The sequence below is a fragment of the Demequina lutea genome, from assembly GCF_013409005.1.
GTDB lineage: Bacteria > Actinomycetota > Actinomycetes > Actinomycetales > Demequinaceae > Demequina > Demequina lutea.
In genome coordinates, this window is sequence record NZ_JACBZO010000001.1 from 1,166,092 (window position 1) to 1,183,445 (window position 17,354).

Annotated in this window: 17 protein-coding genes and 1 riboswitch; of the genes, 9 read left to right on the forward strand and 8 right to left on the reverse strand. The window is 66.4% G+C overall.

The window, feature by feature from the left end; translation table 11 throughout:
- Positions 1-57: 57 nt before the first annotated feature.
- Positions 58-291 carry a helicase HerA-like domain-containing protein gene (locus BKA03_RS15810; protein ID WP_062075284.1) on the reverse strand — a complete coding sequence of 78 codons (234 nt, stop codon included), beginning with the start codon at positions 289-291 and terminating at the stop codon, positions 58-60.
- A 2-nt stretch (positions 292-293) separates the two neighbouring features.
- On the opposite strand from BKA03_RS15810, the gene BKA03_RS05700 reads away from it, so the two are divergent.
- Entirely contained in the window at positions 294-566 is a 273-nt protein-coding gene (locus tag BKA03_RS05700) for an MFS transporter (protein WP_062075285.1), read from the forward strand.
- 5 nt (positions 567-571) lie between these two features.
- Here BKA03_RS05700 and BKA03_RS05705 read toward each other — a convergent pair whose 3' ends face one another.
- Positions 572-1,123 (reverse strand): cob(I)yrinic acid a,c-diamide adenosyltransferase, encoded by a 552-nt coding sequence (locus tag BKA03_RS05705; RefSeq protein WP_062075286.1) that lies wholly within the window; start codon positions 1,121-1,123, stop codon positions 572-574.
- A gap of 78 nt (positions 1,124-1,201) precedes the next feature.
- A riboswitch (cobalamin riboswitch) is annotated at positions 1,202-1,273 on the forward strand.
- A gap of 139 nt (positions 1,274-1,412) precedes the next feature.
- Between BKA03_RS05705 and BKA03_RS05710 the strand changes: the two genes are divergently transcribed.
- From BKA03_RS05710 to BKA03_RS05730, 5 genes are all read left to right on the forward strand, one after another.
- On the forward strand, positions 1,413-2,123 hold the full coding sequence (locus tag BKA03_RS05710; protein WP_062075287.1) for a hypothetical protein: 711 nt from the start codon (positions 1,413-1,415) through the stop codon (positions 2,121-2,123).
- A 5-nt stretch (positions 2,124-2,128) separates the two neighbouring features.
- Positions 2,129-3,166, forward strand: coding sequence for an energy-coupling factor transporter transmembrane component T (locus BKA03_RS05715; protein ID WP_062075288.1), 1,038 nt, complete (start codon positions 2,129-2,131; stop codon positions 3,164-3,166).
- Positions 3,163-4,851 carry an ABC transporter ATP-binding protein gene (locus tag BKA03_RS05720; RefSeq protein WP_202965741.1) on the forward strand — a complete coding sequence of 563 codons (1,689 nt, stop codon included), beginning with the start codon at positions 3,163-3,165 and terminating at the stop codon, positions 4,849-4,851. Before BKA03_RS05715 ends, BKA03_RS05720 begins: the two co-directional genes overlap by 4 nt.
- Complete coding sequence (locus BKA03_RS05725; protein WP_062075289.1) at positions 4,848-5,654, forward strand: ECF transporter S component; 807 nt, start codon at positions 4,848-4,850, stop codon at positions 5,652-5,654. Before BKA03_RS05720 ends, BKA03_RS05725 begins: the two co-directional genes overlap by 4 nt.
- Before the next feature lie 131 nt (positions 5,655-5,785).
- The gene (locus BKA03_RS05730) at positions 5,786-8,581 is read left to right on the forward strand and encodes a vitamin B12-dependent ribonucleotide reductase (protein ID WP_062075290.1); all 2,796 of its coding nucleotides are present in this window, start codon (positions 5,786-5,788) and stop codon (positions 8,579-8,581) included.
- Between the two features lie 86 nt (positions 8,582-8,667).
- Here BKA03_RS05730 and BKA03_RS05735 read toward each other — a convergent pair whose 3' ends face one another.
- The 6 genes from BKA03_RS05735 to BKA03_RS05760 are packed head-to-tail and all read right to left on the reverse strand — an operon-like array spanning position 8,668 to position 13,839.
- Positions 8,668-9,708 carry a sulfate/molybdate ABC transporter ATP-binding protein gene (locus BKA03_RS05735; RefSeq protein ID WP_062075291.1) on the reverse strand — a complete coding sequence of 347 codons (1,041 nt, stop codon included), beginning with the start codon at positions 9,706-9,708 and terminating at the stop codon, positions 8,668-8,670.
- A complete protein-coding gene (locus tag BKA03_RS05740) occupies positions 9,705-10,484 on the reverse strand; it encodes an ABC transporter permease (RefSeq protein WP_062075292.1) in 780 nt (259 codons plus the stop codon). Before BKA03_RS05740 ends, BKA03_RS05735 begins: the two co-directional genes overlap by 4 nt.
- Positions 10,485-10,488: 4 nt before the next feature.
- Positions 10,489-11,265 carry a molybdate ABC transporter substrate-binding protein gene (gene modA / locus BKA03_RS05745; protein ID WP_062075293.1) on the reverse strand — a complete coding sequence of 259 codons (777 nt, stop codon included), beginning with the start codon at positions 11,263-11,265 and terminating at the stop codon, positions 10,489-10,491.
- Positions 11,262-11,666: a TOBE domain-containing protein gene (locus BKA03_RS05750; protein ID WP_062075294.1), complete on the reverse strand. Its 405-nt coding sequence runs from the start codon at positions 11,664-11,666 to the stop codon at positions 11,262-11,264. The genes modA and BKA03_RS05750 overlap by 4 nt, the downstream gene beginning before the upstream one ends.
- Before the next feature lie 39 nt (positions 11,667-11,705).
- Entirely contained in the window at positions 11,706-13,292 is a 1,587-nt protein-coding gene (locus BKA03_RS05755; RefSeq protein WP_062075295.1) for a helicase HerA-like domain-containing protein, read from the reverse strand.
- 46 nt (positions 13,293-13,338) lie between these two features.
- Positions 13,339-13,839 (reverse strand): PH domain-containing protein, encoded by a 501-nt coding sequence (locus tag BKA03_RS05760; protein ID WP_062075296.1) that lies wholly within the window; start codon positions 13,837-13,839, stop codon positions 13,339-13,341.
- 104 nt (positions 13,840-13,943) lie between these two features.
- Between BKA03_RS05760 and BKA03_RS05765 the strand changes: the two genes are divergently transcribed.
- From BKA03_RS05765 to BKA03_RS05775, 3 genes are read left to right on the forward strand one after another with little or no spacing between them, the layout of a single operon-like run.
- Entirely contained in the window at positions 13,944-15,572 is a 1,629-nt protein-coding gene (locus BKA03_RS05765; RefSeq protein ID WP_083971661.1) for a circularly permuted type 2 ATP-grasp protein, read from the forward strand.
- Positions 15,566-16,489 (forward strand): alpha-E domain-containing protein, encoded by a 924-nt coding sequence (locus BKA03_RS05770; protein ID WP_062075298.1) that lies wholly within the window; start codon positions 15,566-15,568, stop codon positions 16,487-16,489. The genes BKA03_RS05765 and BKA03_RS05770 overlap by 7 nt, the downstream gene beginning before the upstream one ends.
- The gene (locus BKA03_RS05775) at positions 16,486-17,322 is read left to right on the forward strand and encodes a transglutaminase family protein (RefSeq protein WP_062075299.1); all 837 of its coding nucleotides are present in this window, start codon (positions 16,486-16,488) and stop codon (positions 17,320-17,322) included. Before BKA03_RS05770 ends, BKA03_RS05775 begins: the two co-directional genes overlap by 4 nt.
- Positions 17,323-17,354: the final 32 nt, after the last annotated feature.

Sequence of the window (17,354 nt, forward strand, 5' to 3'; positions counted from 1 at the left end):
AGAGCGACCTGAGGATCTGGTTCCCGATCTCCCTCCCGGCATGGCGCGCCAAGGACTTCACCGGCTGCGAGGAGATGGCCTTCTCGACGACGCACTTTTCCTGGAGGAGGGCAGCTCGTAGGCGCTTTCATGGCCAACGACCTGGCCGTACTGCGCCGACCGCGGGCTGGCCTTGACCGCCTCGTCGATCGTCGCATCTGGCGCCGGATCCATGAGCCCGCGCGGCGCGCACATCCTGGTCCACGCGACCGGGCCCGTCTCCATCGTGATCGATAGGGACAGTTCCCCCATTCATGACTGATCCGTTCCTTCGCCAACGTGCGCTCGCGGGGGCGGGCAATGCGAGCACGTTCAAGCAGAGGCCGGTCGTCTTCGAGCGCAGGCAGGCGGGCGGAGTCATCGGGTTCACTTCGGCCATCGCGGCGTTTAGGCCGTTCTACTTCGGTATCCCCCTCGCGTCATTTCCGCCCGTGCCGCTGTTCTTTGCGCGGGCATTGCTCGCCGCCGTGGGCGTCGGAGTCACGTGGTGGTACCACGCGCGAAGCGGCGCCGAGAAGCCGTCGTAACGGGCTCAGTCGTGGCTGGCTAACTCCTCGGCGCCTTCCAATGCCTGCCGTGCGACGACGTACAAGAGGTCTGACAGCCTGTTGAGGTAACGCAATACTTCGTCGGTCACGAGGGCCCCCGCGGTCTTCGCTTGCACGGTGTGGCGCTCGGCCCTGCGCACCACGGAACGTGCCAGGTCGATCGCCGCTTCCTGGGGTGTGGTTCCGGGGACGACGAAGACGGGCCGCAAGGGCTGTGCGAGCGTGAGGGCGTCGATTCGCTCCTCGATGCGGGCCGCCATGGAGGGTTCCGCGAGCGAGATGCCGCTCACCAGCCGATCTCGGTGGGCGGGATTGGTCGCGAGGTCGGCGGCGACCACGAAGAGGTCGCGCTGGAGGCTCAGAATCAGATCGGCTCGTGGCTGGTCCGTACAACAGGTCCGGGCAACCCCAAGCGCGGAGACCGCCTCGTCGATGTCTCCTAGGGCGTCCATGAGGTCCGCCCCCTTGGAGGTTCGCCCCCCATAGAGCAACCCGGTTGTGCCGTCATCGCCCGACTTCGTATAAATGCGGCTCATGGTCGTAGTCTGCCACCACGCCTTGGCGCTAGGCTGGCAAAGCCATCCAGTTACTCGGTTGGCTTCACTCCCGCGGGGGGGAAACCGGTCAAATTCCGGTGCTGACCCGCAACCGTAGGACGGGCGCTGAACCCGCCGAGCCGGAATACCTTCACGGGAGGGCAAGAAGACTCTCAATCGTCGTGGTTCGCGAGCGGGAATCCGGGCTTGGGTCCGATGGTGGGGTGTGCGTTTGCCCATCGCGTTGGCCGACCGGGATCCACGGGGACCCCTGAAAAGAAGGCCCGTGATGCTTCACCCCCGAATCGTTCAGGCCCGACCAGCGGCCTTTGCGTCGAGCGTGCTCTTTCTTACAGCGTTGCTCGTGATCGCACTGCCCACGGCGCCCGCCTCGGCGAGCGAGGGCGCGTGCCGCGACGGTAGCGGCGTGACCGTCGTCGTCGACGCCACGGACATCGGCGGGAGCATCGTCATCAAGTGCGCCGCGGGAGAGCAAGCGACCGGTCGTAGCGCGCTCGAGGCGGCAGGCTTCGTCGCCACCGACTCGCAGCCGGGAATGATCTGCGCGATCGACGCACAGCCTGATCCGTGCCCCACGACGTTCGATGGGTCGTATTGGTCCTACTGGCACGGTTCGCCAGGTGGCGACTGGATCAGCTACCAGGTGGGAGCCGACTCTAGCCACCCCGTGCCCGGCGACATCGAGGGCTGGCGCTACAACGACGGCAGCACAGGACCGGGGATCGCCCTCGCCGATGTCGCAGCTCCGGTGGCGACGCAGGCAAGCGTGCCGTCAGCCACGGCCACGCCCACGCCCTCTGCGGCCGACACTCCCACGGCCACGGCGAAGGCGGCCGGCGACAATTCCGCCTCGACAGCATCTGCCACGGGAGATCGCCTCGTGCTGCTGACGACCATCGGCGTCGCGGCCCTGATCGCGGCGCTCGTCGTCTTGTTCCTCTTGCGTTCGCGAAACCGCCGGGCGTCCGAGGAGGACTAGAGATCATGCCAGCCCTCCTGTCGCCACACGCCACGGTGCATCCGTTGGCGTGGTGGGGCTGGGCCTCGGGCATGGCGATCGCGACCACCCGGTCGCCCGGGGTCATCTCCACGGGGCTTCTCATTGCCGCACTCGTGCTCGTCGTCGTGGCATGCAGGGGCGGCTCACCCTTTGCGCGCGCATTTCCCGCGTATCTGGCCCTGGCCGCGACCATCGTGGTGATTCGCGTGGTCTTCTACGTCCTTGTGGGAATCAAGGGGGGAACCGGGGTGGTGTTGCGACTGCCGAGCATCCCCCTGCCGACGTGGGCAGGAGGGATCGAGTTGCTTGGCCCCGTCACGCGTTCGGGCCTGCTGTCGGCGGTATCGACGGGACTCGCCCTCGGGGCACTGCTGTTGTGCTTTGGCGCCGCCATCGCCCTGACGGACCCGCAACGGACGCTGCGCAGCCTTCCTGCGTCCCTGCATCTGCTGGGAACCGCAACGGTGATTGCGATGACGCTCGCGCCACAACTCGTGGCGTCCTGGAATCGCGTGCGCAAGGCGCAAGGGCTGCGGGGACAGCGGCTGCGTCGCGCACATGCAGTTTCCGCTACTACCTTTCCCGTCTTGCAGGATGCGCTGGAGAGATCGCTCAAGATCGCGGCATCGATGGATTCCCGCGGCTACGCCAGGCTACGCAGCGGCGGGGGCAGGAGCGTGCTCGCGTTCATGGTCACGGCCCTTCTTGGTGCGGCGCTTGGTACCTACGCGCTCATGGACGGCACCACGCCCCGGTGGCTGAGCATTCCGTTGCTTGTGGGCGGTGCCGTCGCCGCCGTCCTGGGGTCCGCGATCGCCTCGCGCCGCATTAAGGCGACGCGTTTTCGGCCCGACACCTGGGGCACGCGGGAGTCGCTGATCCTCGTGAGTGGCGCGGCGGTCGCGGCACTAGCCGTCGTGGGCGCGGCCTCGGGAACGCCGACCACCGCAGGCTGGTCCGCGGTATTCCTGCTTGGGGCGGTTGTGGCCGTTGGTCCCATCCCGGTGGTGATGGCGATATGACGCATCACGGCATCGTCCTGTTCGACCGCGTCGGATTCACATATCAGGACTCGCCACGCCACGTGCTCCGCGACGTCACGCTCGCGATCCCCGAGGGCGAGTTGTGCCTCGTCATCGGCCCAACGGGGGCGGGCAAGTCGACCCTCCTGCAACTGGTCAATGGCCTTGCCCCTCACTTCACTGGGGGGCAGCTCACGGGAACGGTGACGGTCGGCGGACGCGATACCAGCACCCATCCGCCGCGCGATCTTGCCGACCTCGTTGGCTTTGTTGGCCAAGACCCGGCGGCGGGCTTCGTCACGGGACGCGTGGATGACGAGCTCGCGTACGGCATGGAGCAACTTGGCGTCCCCGACGGCGTGATGCGCACGCGCGTGGAGGAGGTGATCGACCTGATGGGCCTCGAGGGGGTGCGCCTTCGCCCACTCTCCGCGCTCTCGGCCGGCGAGCAGCAACGCGTGGCGATCGCATCGGTGCTCACGAGCCACCCTCGCGTTCTGGTGCTTGATGAGCCGACGTCTGCCCTCGATCCCACGGGGGCCGAGGAGGTGCTGGCTGCCATACTGCGCCTCGTGCACGACGTGGGGATCACCGTGGTGATGGCCGAGCAGCGGTTGGAACGCGTGATCCAGTACGCCGACTCGATGGTGCTGGTAGCAAAGGATGGCAGCGTGCGCTGGGGCTCGCCAGCCGAGATTCTCGAGGACAGTCCGCTCGCGCCCCCTGTCGTGGACCTGGGCCGGCTTGCGGGGTGGGTCCCGCCGCCATTGTCCATCAGGGATGCCCGCCGCCTCGCGGGCCCGATGCGCGACCGGCTCGAATCACGCCTGTCGGGGCCGCCGGCGAACAATGGGGTCGTCCGGGGGCCGGTTGCCCTGAGCGCCGAGGTCCTGCGCGTACGTTATGGCACGGTGCAGGCACTGGCGGGGATCAGTATCGCGCTGCACGCGGGCGAGGTGACGGCCGTCATGGGTCGAAATGGCTCCGGAAAGTCGTCCTTGCTGTGGGCGCTTCAAGGGAGCGGGGTCCGATCGGGCGGCAAAGTGCTGATGTTCAACACGTCCCTGAGTCCGGCACCGCCAAGCGGGGCGCAGCGGGAGGGCCTGCAGGCGGGCATCGACCCCGCGTCGCTACCCCCCGACGAGGCGATCCGCCTCATCGCGCTTGTCCCGCAGAGTCCCTCGGATCTGCTCTATCTCGATTCGGTGGGGGCCGAGTGCTCGGCGGCAGACCGCGCGGTGGGGGCCGCCGCGGGCACGGCAGCGGCGCTGCTTGAACGGCTGGCGCCTGGTTTGCCGGCGTCGCGGCACCCGCGCGACCTGTCAGAGGGCGAGCGTCTCGCGCTGGTCCTGGCGGTACAGCTTGCCGGCCGGCCGGCCGTGTTGTTGTTGGACGAGCCGACCAGAGGTCTCGACTACGACGCGAAACGCAGGCTTGGCGACGTTCTCGGGGAACGAGCCGCTGGGGGCACCGCGGTGCTGCTTTCGAGTCACGATGTCGAGTTTGTGGCACGTGTCGCTGGCCGGGTCTTGGTATTGGCCAGGGGAGAGCTGCTCACTGACGGGCCAGTGCGCGACGTCCTCACGGCAAGCCCCAGCTTTGCGCCTCAGGTGGCAAGGATCTTGCGCCCGCTCCCGCTGCTCACCGTCGAAGAGGTGGCCGCCGTGCTCGAGGAGGGCCCGTGACCAGCCCCGCGCCCGTGGTTCCCGTTGGCCCCCACACCGTCGTTGCGCTTGCGCTCGCGACCGGGGCTGGGGTGCTCGCGTTCACGTGGCCACTGCTGACGGGAAGAGGCTCTCTGCTCGCGTACAACGCGAGCGCCCCCGTGGTGCTGGGGCTCGTCTTGGCGGGGGTGCTTGCGGTCGTGCTCATCGCACTTGGAGAGGGAGGCATCGATGCCAAGGCCGTGGCCATGCTCGGACTGTTGGCCGCCGTAGGGGCCGTCCTGAGGCCGCTCTCGGCAGGCAGCGCAGGTATCGAACTCGTGTTCCTGTTCATCGTGTTGGGGGGCAGGGTGTTCGGCGCCGGGTTCGGGTTCGCGCTCGGTTCGATCACGCTGTTTGCCTCGGCGCTGCTGACGGGGGGACTGGGTCCGTGGCTGCCCTTTCAAATGCTTGCGGCCTCGTGGATAGGCATGGGCGCGGGTCTGCTCCCGCGGGGAATGCGGGGCAGGCGTGAGATTGCCGTGCTCGCCGGCTATGCCGCGCTCTGCGGCTTTCTCTATGGGCAGGCGATGAATCTCTCGTTCTGGCCCTTCACGCTGGGGCCAGGGACCGCGCTGAGTTTCCAGCCGGGCGCCTCACTGGCCGAAAACCTGCACCGCTTTATGGTCTTCAGTATCACCACCTCGCTCGGCTGGGATCTCGCGCGCGCCTGTGTGCTCGCCGTGGGTATCACGATTTTGGGCAGGCGCACCCTTGACGCCCTGCGCCGTACGGCGAGGCTTGCGGCGTTCGCTCCGATAGCCGGCGATACGGCGCGTAGTTAGCCCCACTTCCTCCTGATGCTGCGACACGGACGAAAGTCCTGCATCTCACTACATGTAGTGGTTAAATGGCGTGAGCATCGCAATATCTAGTGGGCGCCGACGGCGCAGACCGATGAAGAGGGTGATCCCGGATGGGTACGCAAGACCAACAGGAGCAGCAGTCCGCGAGGGTGATGAGTGGATCCGGGCTACATGTGGAGCGCAGGTTTGCCACCGCTGGTATCCACCCCTACGACGAAGTCGCCTGGGAACGGCGCAACGTCGAACAGACCAACTGGAAAACAGGCGAGACGATCTTCGCGCAATCCGGCGTCGAGTTCCCGGTGGCCTGGTCGACCAACGCCTCCACGATCGTCGCCACGAAATACTTCCGCGGAGCACTCGATTCGCCCGCCCGTGAGTCCAGCCTCAAGCAACTGATCGACAGGGTCGTCGGGCGCTACGTCGCAGCCGGAATCGAGAACAACTACTTCGCGTCGCCCGCCGACGCGGAGGTCTTTGGCGTCGAACTCACCTGGCTGCTCCTCCACCAGATGTTCTCGTTCAACTCCCCGGTGTGGTTCAACGTCGGCACCGAATCCCCTCAGCAGGTGAGCGCCTGCTTCATTCTCGCGGTCGATGACACGATGGACTCGATCCTGAACTGGTATCGGGAAGAGGGCACGATCTTCAAGGGAGGCTCCGGCGCTGGAGTGAACCTGTCCCGCATCCGAGCATCTACGGAACTCCTCTCCTCCGGGGGAACCGCGAGCGGCCCCGTGTCCTTCATGCGGGGCGCCGATGCGAGCGCCGGCACGATCAAGTCCGGCGGCGCCACCCGGCGCGCGGCAAAGATGGTGGTGCTCGATGTCGACCACCCGGACATCCGCGAGTTCGTCGAGACGAAGGTGCGTGAAGAACAGAAGATTCGCGTGCTGCGCGATGCAGGCTTCGACATGGATCTCGATGGACAGGACGTGACGTCGGTCCAGTACCAGAATGCCAACAACTCGGTGCGCCTGAGCGACACGTTCCTGCGAGCCGTCGAGCAGGACGGCGACTTCGATCTGGCCGCTCGCGCGGACGGTCACACGATGGAGACCGTGAGGGCTAAGGAGCTCTTCCGCCAGATATCCGAGGCCGCGTGGGCCTGTGCCGACCCTGGTATCCAGTACGACGACACGATCAACGATTGGCACACGACCCCCGAGTCCGGCCGGATCAACGCCTCCAACCCGTGCTCCGAGTACATGTCGCTCGACAACTCGTCGTGCAACCTCGCCTCGCTCAACCTGCTCGCCTTCCTGAGGGACGACGAAACGTTCGACGTGGACGCCTTCGTGGCGGCCGTCGAACTGATCATCACCGCGATGGACATCTCGATTTGCTTCGCCGACTTCCCCACGGAGCCGATTGCGAAGAACACGCGTGACTTCCGCCAGCTCGGCATCGGCTATGCCAACCTCGGCGCGCTCCTCATGGCGACGGGCCACGGCTACGACTCCGACGGTGGGCGTGCGCTCGCGGCCACCATCACCTCGCTCATGACGGGAACCGCGTACAGGCGGTCCGCCGAACTGGCCGAGATCGTTGGCGCTTACGAGGGCTACGCCCCCAATGCCGCCGCACACGAGCGGATCATGCGCAAGCACGCCAGCGCAAACGAGGAAATTCAGACCGTTGGGTCGATGGACAGCATCGTGCGGGAACGCGCAGGACTCGAGTGGGGCGGCGCGATCGAGAGGGGTGCGCTACACGGATGGCGTAACGCCCAGGCGAGTGTTCTTGCACCGACCGGAACCATTGGCTTCATGATGGATTGCGACACGACCGGAATCGAGCCGGACTTCTCGCTCGTGAAGTTCAAGAAGCTCGTCGGGGGCGGCTCCATGCAGATCGTCAACCAGGCGATCCCGCGTTCCCTGAAGCAGCTTGGCTACTCTGGCGAGACGATTGAGGCCATTGTCGAGCACGTCGCCGCACAGGGGCACGTGGTGGATGCCCCTGGCCTGCGCGAGGAGCACTACGAGATCTTCGACACGGCAATGGGAAAGCGGCCCATCGCGCCGATGGGGCACGTGCGGATGATGTCCGCCGTCCAGCCCTTCCTGTCGGGCGCGATCTCGAAGACGGTCAACCTGCCCGCCGATGCCACGGTCGAGGACGTCGAGGACGTCTACTTCCAGGGATGGAAGCTCGGGCTCAAGGCCGTGGCGGTCTACAGGGACAACTGCAAGGTGGGCCAACCACTGTCAAGCGGCAAGACGGAACCAGCAGCCACCGCCGTGCAACCGACGGAGGTGCGCACCGCCCCCGTGCGCAGGCGGCTACCGAAGTCGCGCCCGTCGGTCACGACGTCGTTCGAGGTCGCTGGGGCAAAGGGCTACCTGACGGTCGGCTCCTACCCGGACGACGGCCCCGGCGAGATCTTCCTCCGTTTGGGCAAGCAGGGGTCCACGTTGGCAGGGGTGATGGATGCGTTCTCGATTGCGGTGTCCATCGGCCTGCAGTACGGAGTGCCGCTGTCGACTTACGTGGAGAAGTTCACCAACCTTCGATTCGAGCCAGCCGGACTCACGGACGACAGGGACATCCGGATGGCGCAGTCGATCATGGACTACATCTTCCGGCGCCTGGCACTGGACCATCTGGACTATGACACTCGCTCTGCACTCGGGATATCCACGGCCGCCGAGCGCACGGCGAGGTTGGACGCTGAAGAATTCGCTCAAGAACAGTTCGCGGCGGTCAAGGCCAGCGACGGCGCGCAAGGGATCCCAGCTGTCGCGGAGCCGGCGGGTGCGGTTCATTCGAGTGCGCAGTTGCTCGAGTCGCTGCAGGGTCTTGTTGCGGACGCTCCGCTGTGCCTGTCGTGCGGTGTCAAGATGCGACCGTCGGGCTCTTGCTACGTGTGTGAAAGTTGCGGGAGCACGAGCGGCTGTAGCTAGGCCGACCCACAAGGCAACGTGCGCAGTGGCGAGCCGCGAGGTCGCCCGGGTTCCACGAGTACTTGCGGCCGATGCTGCCTGGATTCCTAACTATCGAGGGAGAACGCGTGGGGGCGGGCGGCCACGTCAAAGTGCGCAGGCTCGCCCACGCGCGGCAGGAAGTGCGAAGCCTCGGCGATGGACACGTCGGCCCACAGGGCGCTGCAACGCACCCTGACGATGCCGTCCCCACGTGGCTCGAGAGCTAGCACGTTGTCGCGCACACCACCTGGAGTGGTGGGTGGCACGATTTTGACCGCTCTCGGGTTGATTGTCACGGCGACAGCGGCGCCCAGAGTGAGTCCCTCGCCGATGGCAGGTACCAGTTGGCCGTCGGCAAGGGTGAGCGCGCCTTCCACCCACGTCCCACTGAGCCAGACGAGCCCTGCTAGTGCCGCGGTGAACGCGGTACGAGGGTGCTCGAACGTGGCTGACGTCGCGCCCCCTTCCACGACGATGCCGTGGTCCAGAACTGCGATCGTGTGGGCGAGGTCGATGGCATCGAGTCCGTCGTGAGTTGACAGCACGGCGGTGCGTCCCTTCAAGACCTCCCTCAGCAGCGAGCGCATCGCTACGGCAGATTCGATATCGAGGGAAGCGAAAGGCTCGTCCAGGAGCATGAGGCGGGGATCGCTCGCAAGCGCCCTCGCCACCGCGACCCTGCGAGCCTCGCCCCCTGATAGCGTGCGCGGTCTGCGTGCCGCGAGATGTCCGGCGCCGACTCGCTCGAGCCACTCGTGCGCGTCCGCGCGGGAGTCGGCCCTCGAATTGCCCCTCGATCGGGAGGGAAACGCCACGTTGTCGAGCACGCTTACGTGAGGAAACAACGCGGCGTCTTGAGTGACAAGTGCAATTCCTCGGGACCGCGACTCGGTGAGCCGCATGCGGCCGCCTCGGTCCGAAAAGAGCACCGCGTCGCCCAGGGTCGCGTGCCCAGAGTCGGGCTCGGTGAGTCCCGCAAGGGCCTCGATCACCGTGGTCTTGCCCGCGCCATTCGGGCCCAGGAGCGCGAGGGTTGTGCCTTCTGGGACGTGAAGTACGGCCTTGACCGCGCGTGAAGAGACGCCGACGACGGCATCGAGCGTCATGGAATCACCCGCCGACCGGGTCGCGCGGCCGCGGCGACGATCAGAATCGCGAGGGCGACGAGCACCAGGCCTAGGGCCACCGCCGCTTGGGGATCGGACTCGCGCGCCAAGTAGATCTGGAGGGGTGCGGTGCGCGTGACGCCCTCGAGGCTGCCAGCGAACGTCAGCGTCGCTCCGAACTCACCCAACGAACGCGCGAACGCGAGCACGGCGCCCATCGCGGCGGCCACGCCGATTCCTGGAAGCGTGATGACTCTGAGGATCCGAGAGCGGCCAGCGCCCAGGGTGGCGGCGATTGCCTCGAGCCTGCCGTCCCTCGCGGCGAGCGCCGCCTCGACAGACACCACCATGAAGGGCATCGCGACAAATGCTTGGGCAAGCACCACGGCTGCAGTCGTGAAGGCGACGGGGATGCCCGCCGCGTCGAGTGTGCCCCCCAATAGGCCCTTGCGGCCAAAGGCGTAGAGCAGCCCCAGCCCGCTGACCACAGGCGGCAACACGAGCGGCGCCAGCAGAATCGCGCGCAAGACTGCTCGCGAAACGCCCTTGAGCGACGCGAGAGCGAAGCCAAGGGGAACCCCAAAGATGACGCACAGGGCGGTGGCCGCCGCGGCCGTCCGCAGCGAAAGCCCGAGGGCCGTCAGCGAGGACGGGGACGCGAGTTGACTGGGTAACTGGGCCCAGTTCGCGCGTGAGGCCAGGCCAAGCAACGGCAGGACGGCGAACGCGGCGGCAACCACCGCGATCACCGTGAGCCATCGGGGGAGTCTGCCCATTGAGTTACTTCCCTGCGGTCGCGTCCGGAGCGGCGAATCCCGCTGCGGCCATGGCGGACTGACCCTCGGAGCCGAGAACGTAGTCGACGAATCCGCGCGCGGCGTCTTGGGCGTCTCCCGTGGTCATGACGGCGATCGGGTAGCGGGTGATGGCCGCATCGGAGCCAACAAAGGGGATGCCCTCGACGCCTGGTGCCCTGCCGATGTCGGTCAAGTAGACGAGCCCCGCGTCGGCCTCTCCCGAGGCGACGCTCCCCAACACGTCGGTCACGTTAGTCAACTCAGACACGGGGGAGAGGGTCACTCCCAACGACTGCTCTATCTCGAGGGTCGCGGCTCCGCACGGCACTGTGGGAGCGCAAACGACGACTTCGAGATTGGGGTTGGCGAGGCTGGCAAAGTCGGTCACGCCGCCCGGATTGCCCGTGGGGACGGCAATCGTCAGCGTGTTGCTCGCGAAGAGTTCGGCCGCGCCGTCGATGTGCGAACTCACGGCGTCCATTTGTGCCTCGTTTGCGGAGGCGAAGACGTCGGCGGGGGCGCCCTCATTGATCTGCGCGGCGAGTTCGGACGAGCCGGCGAACGTGAGGCGTACGTCGACGCCTGGGTGCGCGGCCTCGTATTGCCGCGCGAGCGAGGTGAACACCTCGGACAGCGACGCGGCGGCGTACACGTCAATGGTGGTCGAGGTGGCGCCGTCATTGTGGGCGCCGCAAGCGCCAAGCGTCAGGGCGCCTACCGCTACCGCGGCAACCGTCGCAATGGTGGTGTGGCCTCTCACTGGGAGGCACCCGGCGTTGTCTCGATGATGACCGTGGTGGCCTTGACCACCGCGGTCGCGACCGAGCCCACTTCGAGCCCCAGCTCGCGCACCGCCTCGGAACTCATGAGGGACACCACCCTGAACGGTCCGCATTGCATATCGACTTGGGCCATGACAGCGTCGGCCTTGACCGCGGTTACCAGGCCGACGAAGTGGTTGCGCGCGGAACGCAATACGCCGCCGCTCTCGGGCGGTGCTACTGCCCGCGCAGCGTACGAGGCGAGGTCCGCGCCGGCGATGACCGTCCTGCCGCCCTCGTCCATGGAGGTGTCGATACTGTCGGCCTTGATCCAGCGCCGCAAGGTGTCGTCGCTCACTCCCACGAGGGAGGCGGCCTCCGAGATACGCAGATGCGTCATGTATGGGAGATTATCACCGCATATGCGGGACTGTTATGGCTAGCGTCTCGGTGTACCAAAGAGCGACCTGAGGATCCGGTTGCCGATCTCCCGACCGGCCTGGCGCGCGAAGGACTTCACCGGCTGCGAGGAGATGACCTTCTCGACGACCGACTTCTCCTGGCGCTTGGAACGCGTGCTACCAGCGGGCTTCTTGGCCGTGGCGGACTTCTCCTTGGCCGCGGCATCGGCGGCCTCCTGTTCGGCCTGCGCCTTGTCGGTCGCCGCTACCCGAGCGGTGAGTAGTTCGTAGGCGCTCTCACGGTCCACCACCTGGCCGTATTGGGCCGCGCGAGGGCTGGCCTTGACCGCCGCCTCGGGCGCCGGATCCATGAGGCCGCGCGGAGCGCACAGCCGGGTCCACGCGACGGGAGTGGGCGCGCCCTTGTCGCTCAGCACCGTCACCGCCGCCTCGCCGATGCCCATCGACGTCAGCACGTGCTCGAGGTCATAGGGGGAGATGGGGAACGTGTTGGCAGTGGCCTTCATCGCCTTCGCGTCGTCGGGCGTGAAGGCGCGCAGGGCGTGCTGGACGCGCGAGCCGAACTGGCCGAGCACGTCGGACGGAACGTCCTTGGGGGTCTGGGTCACGAAGAACACGCCGACGCCCTTGGAGCGGATGAGGCGCACGGTCTGGGTGACCTGCGTCAGGAACTCCTTTGACGCGTCGGTGAAGAGCAGGTGCGCCTCGTCAAAGAAGAACACCAGCTTTGGCTTGTCGGGGTCTCCCACCTCGGGAAGGTCGCCGAAGAGGTCCGCGAGGAGCCACATGATGAAGGTCGAGAACAGGCGCGGCCTGTCCTGGAGATCGGGCAGCTCGAGGCACGAGATGACCCCGCGTCCGTCGGGCGCCGTCGCCAGCAGGTCCGTCGTGTTGAACGCGGGCTCGCCAAAGAACTCGTCGGCGCCTTGGGCCTGGAGGTTGGCGATCTCGCGCAGCAGCACGCCAGCGGTGGCGGCGGAAACCCCGCCTATCGTCTTGAGTTCGGGCTTGCCCTCGTCGGAGTCGAGGAATTGAATGACCGCGCGGAGGTCCTTGAGGTCCAGCAGCGCGAGGCCGTTCATGTCAGCCCAGTGAAACACGAGCCCGAGCGCCGACTCCTGCACGTCGCTCAGGCCAAGAACCTTGGACATGAGGAGCGGCCCAAAGTCGGTCACCGTGGTGCGGATCGGCACGCCCTTGCCGATGCCTCCCAGCGCGTAGTACTCGACCGGGTACGCCTTGGCTGCCCAGTCCTGGCCGATGTCGGCCGCGCGCTTGTCGATGAAGTCCTTCTGCTCGCCAGGGACGGCCATTCCCGACAGGTCGCCCTTGATGTCGGTCACGAACACGGGAACCCCCGCATCGGAAAGCGACTCGGCGAGGCCCTGCAGCGTGCGCGTCTTGCCCGTACCCGTGGCGCCAGCGATGAGGCCGTGCCTGTTCATCATCTTGAGCGGCAGGCGCACCTGGGCTGACTCGGTGGCGTCGTCGCCCTGAACGAGCGCGCCAATGGTGATGGACTCGCCGGGGAAGGTGTAGCCCGCTGCCACGACCGCGGCGTATTGGGGGGAGTTGGGGTCGGTGATCGCGTCTGTCGATGCCATGGAACGACTTTAGTGAAGCGACCCGCCGCGGTGCCCGCGCTACGCGCTATTTGGCGTCGTCGTCTTCCGTCAGGGCATCGTTGAGCTCGTCGTACAGCAGGTTGTGGACCTTCTCAACCTGCGGAATGTCGTTGAACTCGAGAGGCTCGTCTGACGCGGATTCGACGATGAGGGTGCCGGCGCCGAAGAGCCTGTCGATGAAGTCGTGGCGGAACTGCACCGAGTTGATGCGCGCGATCGGGATGTCGATTCCCGACTTGTTGAAGACGCCTGTGCGGTACATGACGCGCCTGTTGGTGACCGCGAAGATCGTCGTGCCCCACTTGATGAGGGGCGCCACGAGGAACCAGATGAGGGCCACGGCCCACAGGGCGCCCACGACGATCTTGAAGATGTTTCCGCCGAAGTCGACGAAGTAGATCAGTGCGGCCGCCGCCGCGGTGGCGAGGATCGCAATTCCGACCGGACCGATGAGCGTCTTCCAGTGCGTGTGGCGGTTGACAAGCAGCTTCTCATCAGGCGCGAGCCCGCGTTCGAGTTGTCCCATGAGCCCGAACGTAGCAGTGCCAGGGCGTAGACGGAAGGGTCCCGCGACCCGCATCGCCCCGCAGCGGAAACGCGCGCGATACATGACGCGGATACGCTGACCCCATGGCACTGGATGCGTCGACACCCTGGACGGGTTATTTGCCGTCCGCGGCGTGGGACGAGGCAATGGACGTCGACGGTCGTGTGCGCGAGCCTTACGCAAAGGTCTATTCCGAGATCGACAAGATGTCGAGCGAGGATCTCACCGCTCGAGCGGATTCTCTCGCCAATACGTACCTCGCACAGGGCGTCACTTTCGACCATGCCGGCGAGGAAAGGCCCTTCCCGCTCGACATCGTCCCGAGGGTCGTTGGCGGCGACGAATGGGAGATCATTTCTCCAGGAGTGGCTCAGCGGGTGCGCACCCTCGAGGCCTTCCTTGCCGACGTCTATGGGTCTCAAAGGTGTGTCACCGACGGCGTGATCCCGCGCAGGCTGATCACCACGTCGCAGTACTTCCATCGGGTCGTCTCGGGCATTGAGCCCGCCAACGGCGTGCGCGTGCACGTGTCGGGCATCGACCTGGTGCGCGACCAGCACGGCATTTGGCGGGTTCTCGAGGACAACGTCCGAGTGCCCTCCGGCGTGAGCTACGTCCTGTCCAACCGCCGCGCGATGAGCCAGATGTTTCCCGACCTGTTTGGGGCCATGGGGGTGCGCCCCGTACTTGAATACAGCCACCGCCTGCGCGCCGCACTCACGAAGGCGGCGCCCGAGGGCGTCGAAGACCCGACCATCGTGGTGCTCTCGCCCGGCGTGTTCAACTCCGCGTACTACGAGCACTCCTTGCTCGCCAGGACGATGGGCGTCGAACTGGTCGAGGGACGCGACCTGGAGACGCACGGCGGCCGCGTGTACATGCGCACCACGGCGGGCAGGCGCAGGGTCGATGTTGTCTATAGGAGAGTCGACGACGAGTACCTCGACCCGGTCGTCTTCCGGCCCGATTCCGCTCTTGGTGCTCCCGGCATCATTCACGCCGCGCGCTTGGGCAACGTCACGATCTGCAATGCGGTCGGCAACGGCGTCGCCGACGACAAGCTCATCTACACCTACATGCCCGCCCTCACCGAGTACTACTTGGGTGAGGAGCCGATCCTTCCCAACGTCGACACGTGGCGTCTGGAGGAACGCGAAGCGCGCGAGGAGGTCATGGACCGCCTTGCCGAGCTCGTGGTCAAGCCCGTCGACGGCGCGGGAGGCAAGGGAGTGCTCATCGGTCCCGCCGCAACCAAGAGCGAGTTGGAGGCCGCGCGCAAGCACATTCTTGCCGACCCGCGCGGTTGGATCGCTCAGCCGGTCATCCAGCTTTCTACCGTCCCGACGCTGACGCCCGAGGGGCTCGAGCCGCGGCACGTCGACCTCAGGCCGTTCGCCGTCAACGACGGAGACGACGTGTGGGTCTTGCCGGGCGGGCTGACGCGCGTCGCGCTGCAGCGCGGTCAACTCATCGTTAATTCGTCTCAAGGCGGCGGGTCGAAGGACACGTGGGTCCTTGGTGGAGTGCGCCATCGCGGCCCGGTCGCGACCCCCGAGTCGCGTGTCGAATTTGGGGGAGCGACCCCCGTTCCGCAGTCCGCTCACCCCGATGACTACATTCACGGCCAGCAGCAGATGCAGCAGCAACAACTGCGGTCGCAAACACAGGGACCGTCGACAGAGGAGCCGCACAACGAGGAGTCACCGTGCTGAGCCGGATCGCGGAGTCGCTGTTTTGGATCGGGCGCTATGTGGAGCGGGCCGACAATACGGCGCGCCTGCTCGACGTCCACCTCAACGTCTTGCTCGAGGATCCGTGGGTAGACGAGCCGGCCGCCAACGCTTCGCTCCTTGCTGTCATGCACGTCAAGGCCGGGTCAAGGGTGTCGCGCGAAGAGGTGCTGAGCGCACTCGGGACCGACCCCAAGCTGGCGAGTTCGATCACGGGGACGATGGGCGCCGCTCGCGACAATGCGCGGCGGGCTCGCGAGGTCATCTCGACAGAGGTCTGGGAGTCGCTCAACACGACATACATGCAGCTCGGCTCGCGCTCGCGCACTCCGCGTCCGCACGACTTCTTCCTGTGGGTGCGCGAGCGTGCGGCCGTCGTGTGGGGGCTCCATAGTGCGACGACGTCCAGGGATGATGCCTGGCACTTCATGGAGGTGGGCCGTTCTCTTGAGCGGGCCGACATGATCGCGCGCATGCTCATGATGCGATCTCTCGAGGGAACCACGGGCCCCAACTGGACCACGCTGCTTCGCTCCTGCAGCGCGCACGAGGCGTACTTGCGTACCGTGCGCTCGCTCGTCACCGAGGAGAGGGCGGCGGAGTTCCTGCTCATCGACAGGCTCTTCCCCCGCTCGATCGCCTACAACCTCGACAAGGTTGAAACCACTCTCGCGCTGATCGAGCCGGGACTTGCCCGCAATTCGCTCACGGACCAGGCGCGGCTCGCTCTGGGGCGTGCGCGCACCAACCTCGAGTATCAGTCGATCGAGGACATCCTTGGGGACCTTCCCGTGCAGATGCAGCACGTGCAGCGCGCCTGCGCGACGGCATCGGACCTCATTCGCGATCGCTTCTTCCTTCCGGCATCGTCCGTGTTGTGGAGCCAGGAGGCAGTATGACCGTCCTCAAGATCGTTCACTCCACCACGTTCACGTATGACAAGCCGATCTCCAACTCGTACAACGAGGCACGGCTGACGCCCGCGTGGCTGTCGCGCCAGCGCGTGCTCGAGTCGAAGCTCGAGATCCACCCCGAGTCATGGCAGTCGCAATATCGCGACTACTGGGAGACGGATGTCGTGGTGTTTGAGGTGACGGAGCCGCACACGGCGCTCACCGTCGTCGCTACCTCTCAGGTCGAGGTCCTGCCCACGACTCACAAGGCCGAGCGCGTCGGGTGGGATGGCCTTGAGGGGCCGATGTTTCAGGACCTGCTCTCGGAGTATCTTGCCCAGTCGGACGCGACCGAGCCCACCGAGGACCTGGCGGCATTTGCGCTCCAGGCCAGGGACGAGGGCACCCCTGACGAGGCGGCTCGCGCCATTTGCGACCACCTGCACCAGCAGATGAATTACGTCACGGGTTCCACGTCGGTGCACACTCCTGCGCGGGACGCTTGGGCGGCAAAATCGGGTGTCTGTCAGGACTTTGCCCACCTCGCGATCGGTGCGCTCCGTCACATCGGGATCCCCGCGCGTTACGTGTCCGGGTACCTCCATCCCAACACCGACGCCGCGGTCGGCGAGACGGTGCGCGGCGAGTCTCACGCGTGGGTCGAATGGTGGACGGGCGATTGGTTTGGCTTCGATCCAACGAACGACAAGGAAGTGGCCGATCACCACGTCGTGGTCGCCCGCGCGCGGGAGTATCGGGACGTTCCGCCGCTGTCCGGAGTCTTTGGCGGCTCAACCAGCAATCTCGACGTCCAGGTCTTGGTGACCCTGCTCGCGTGATCGCGGCCCCTGTCCGTCGGTAGAATCCTGGG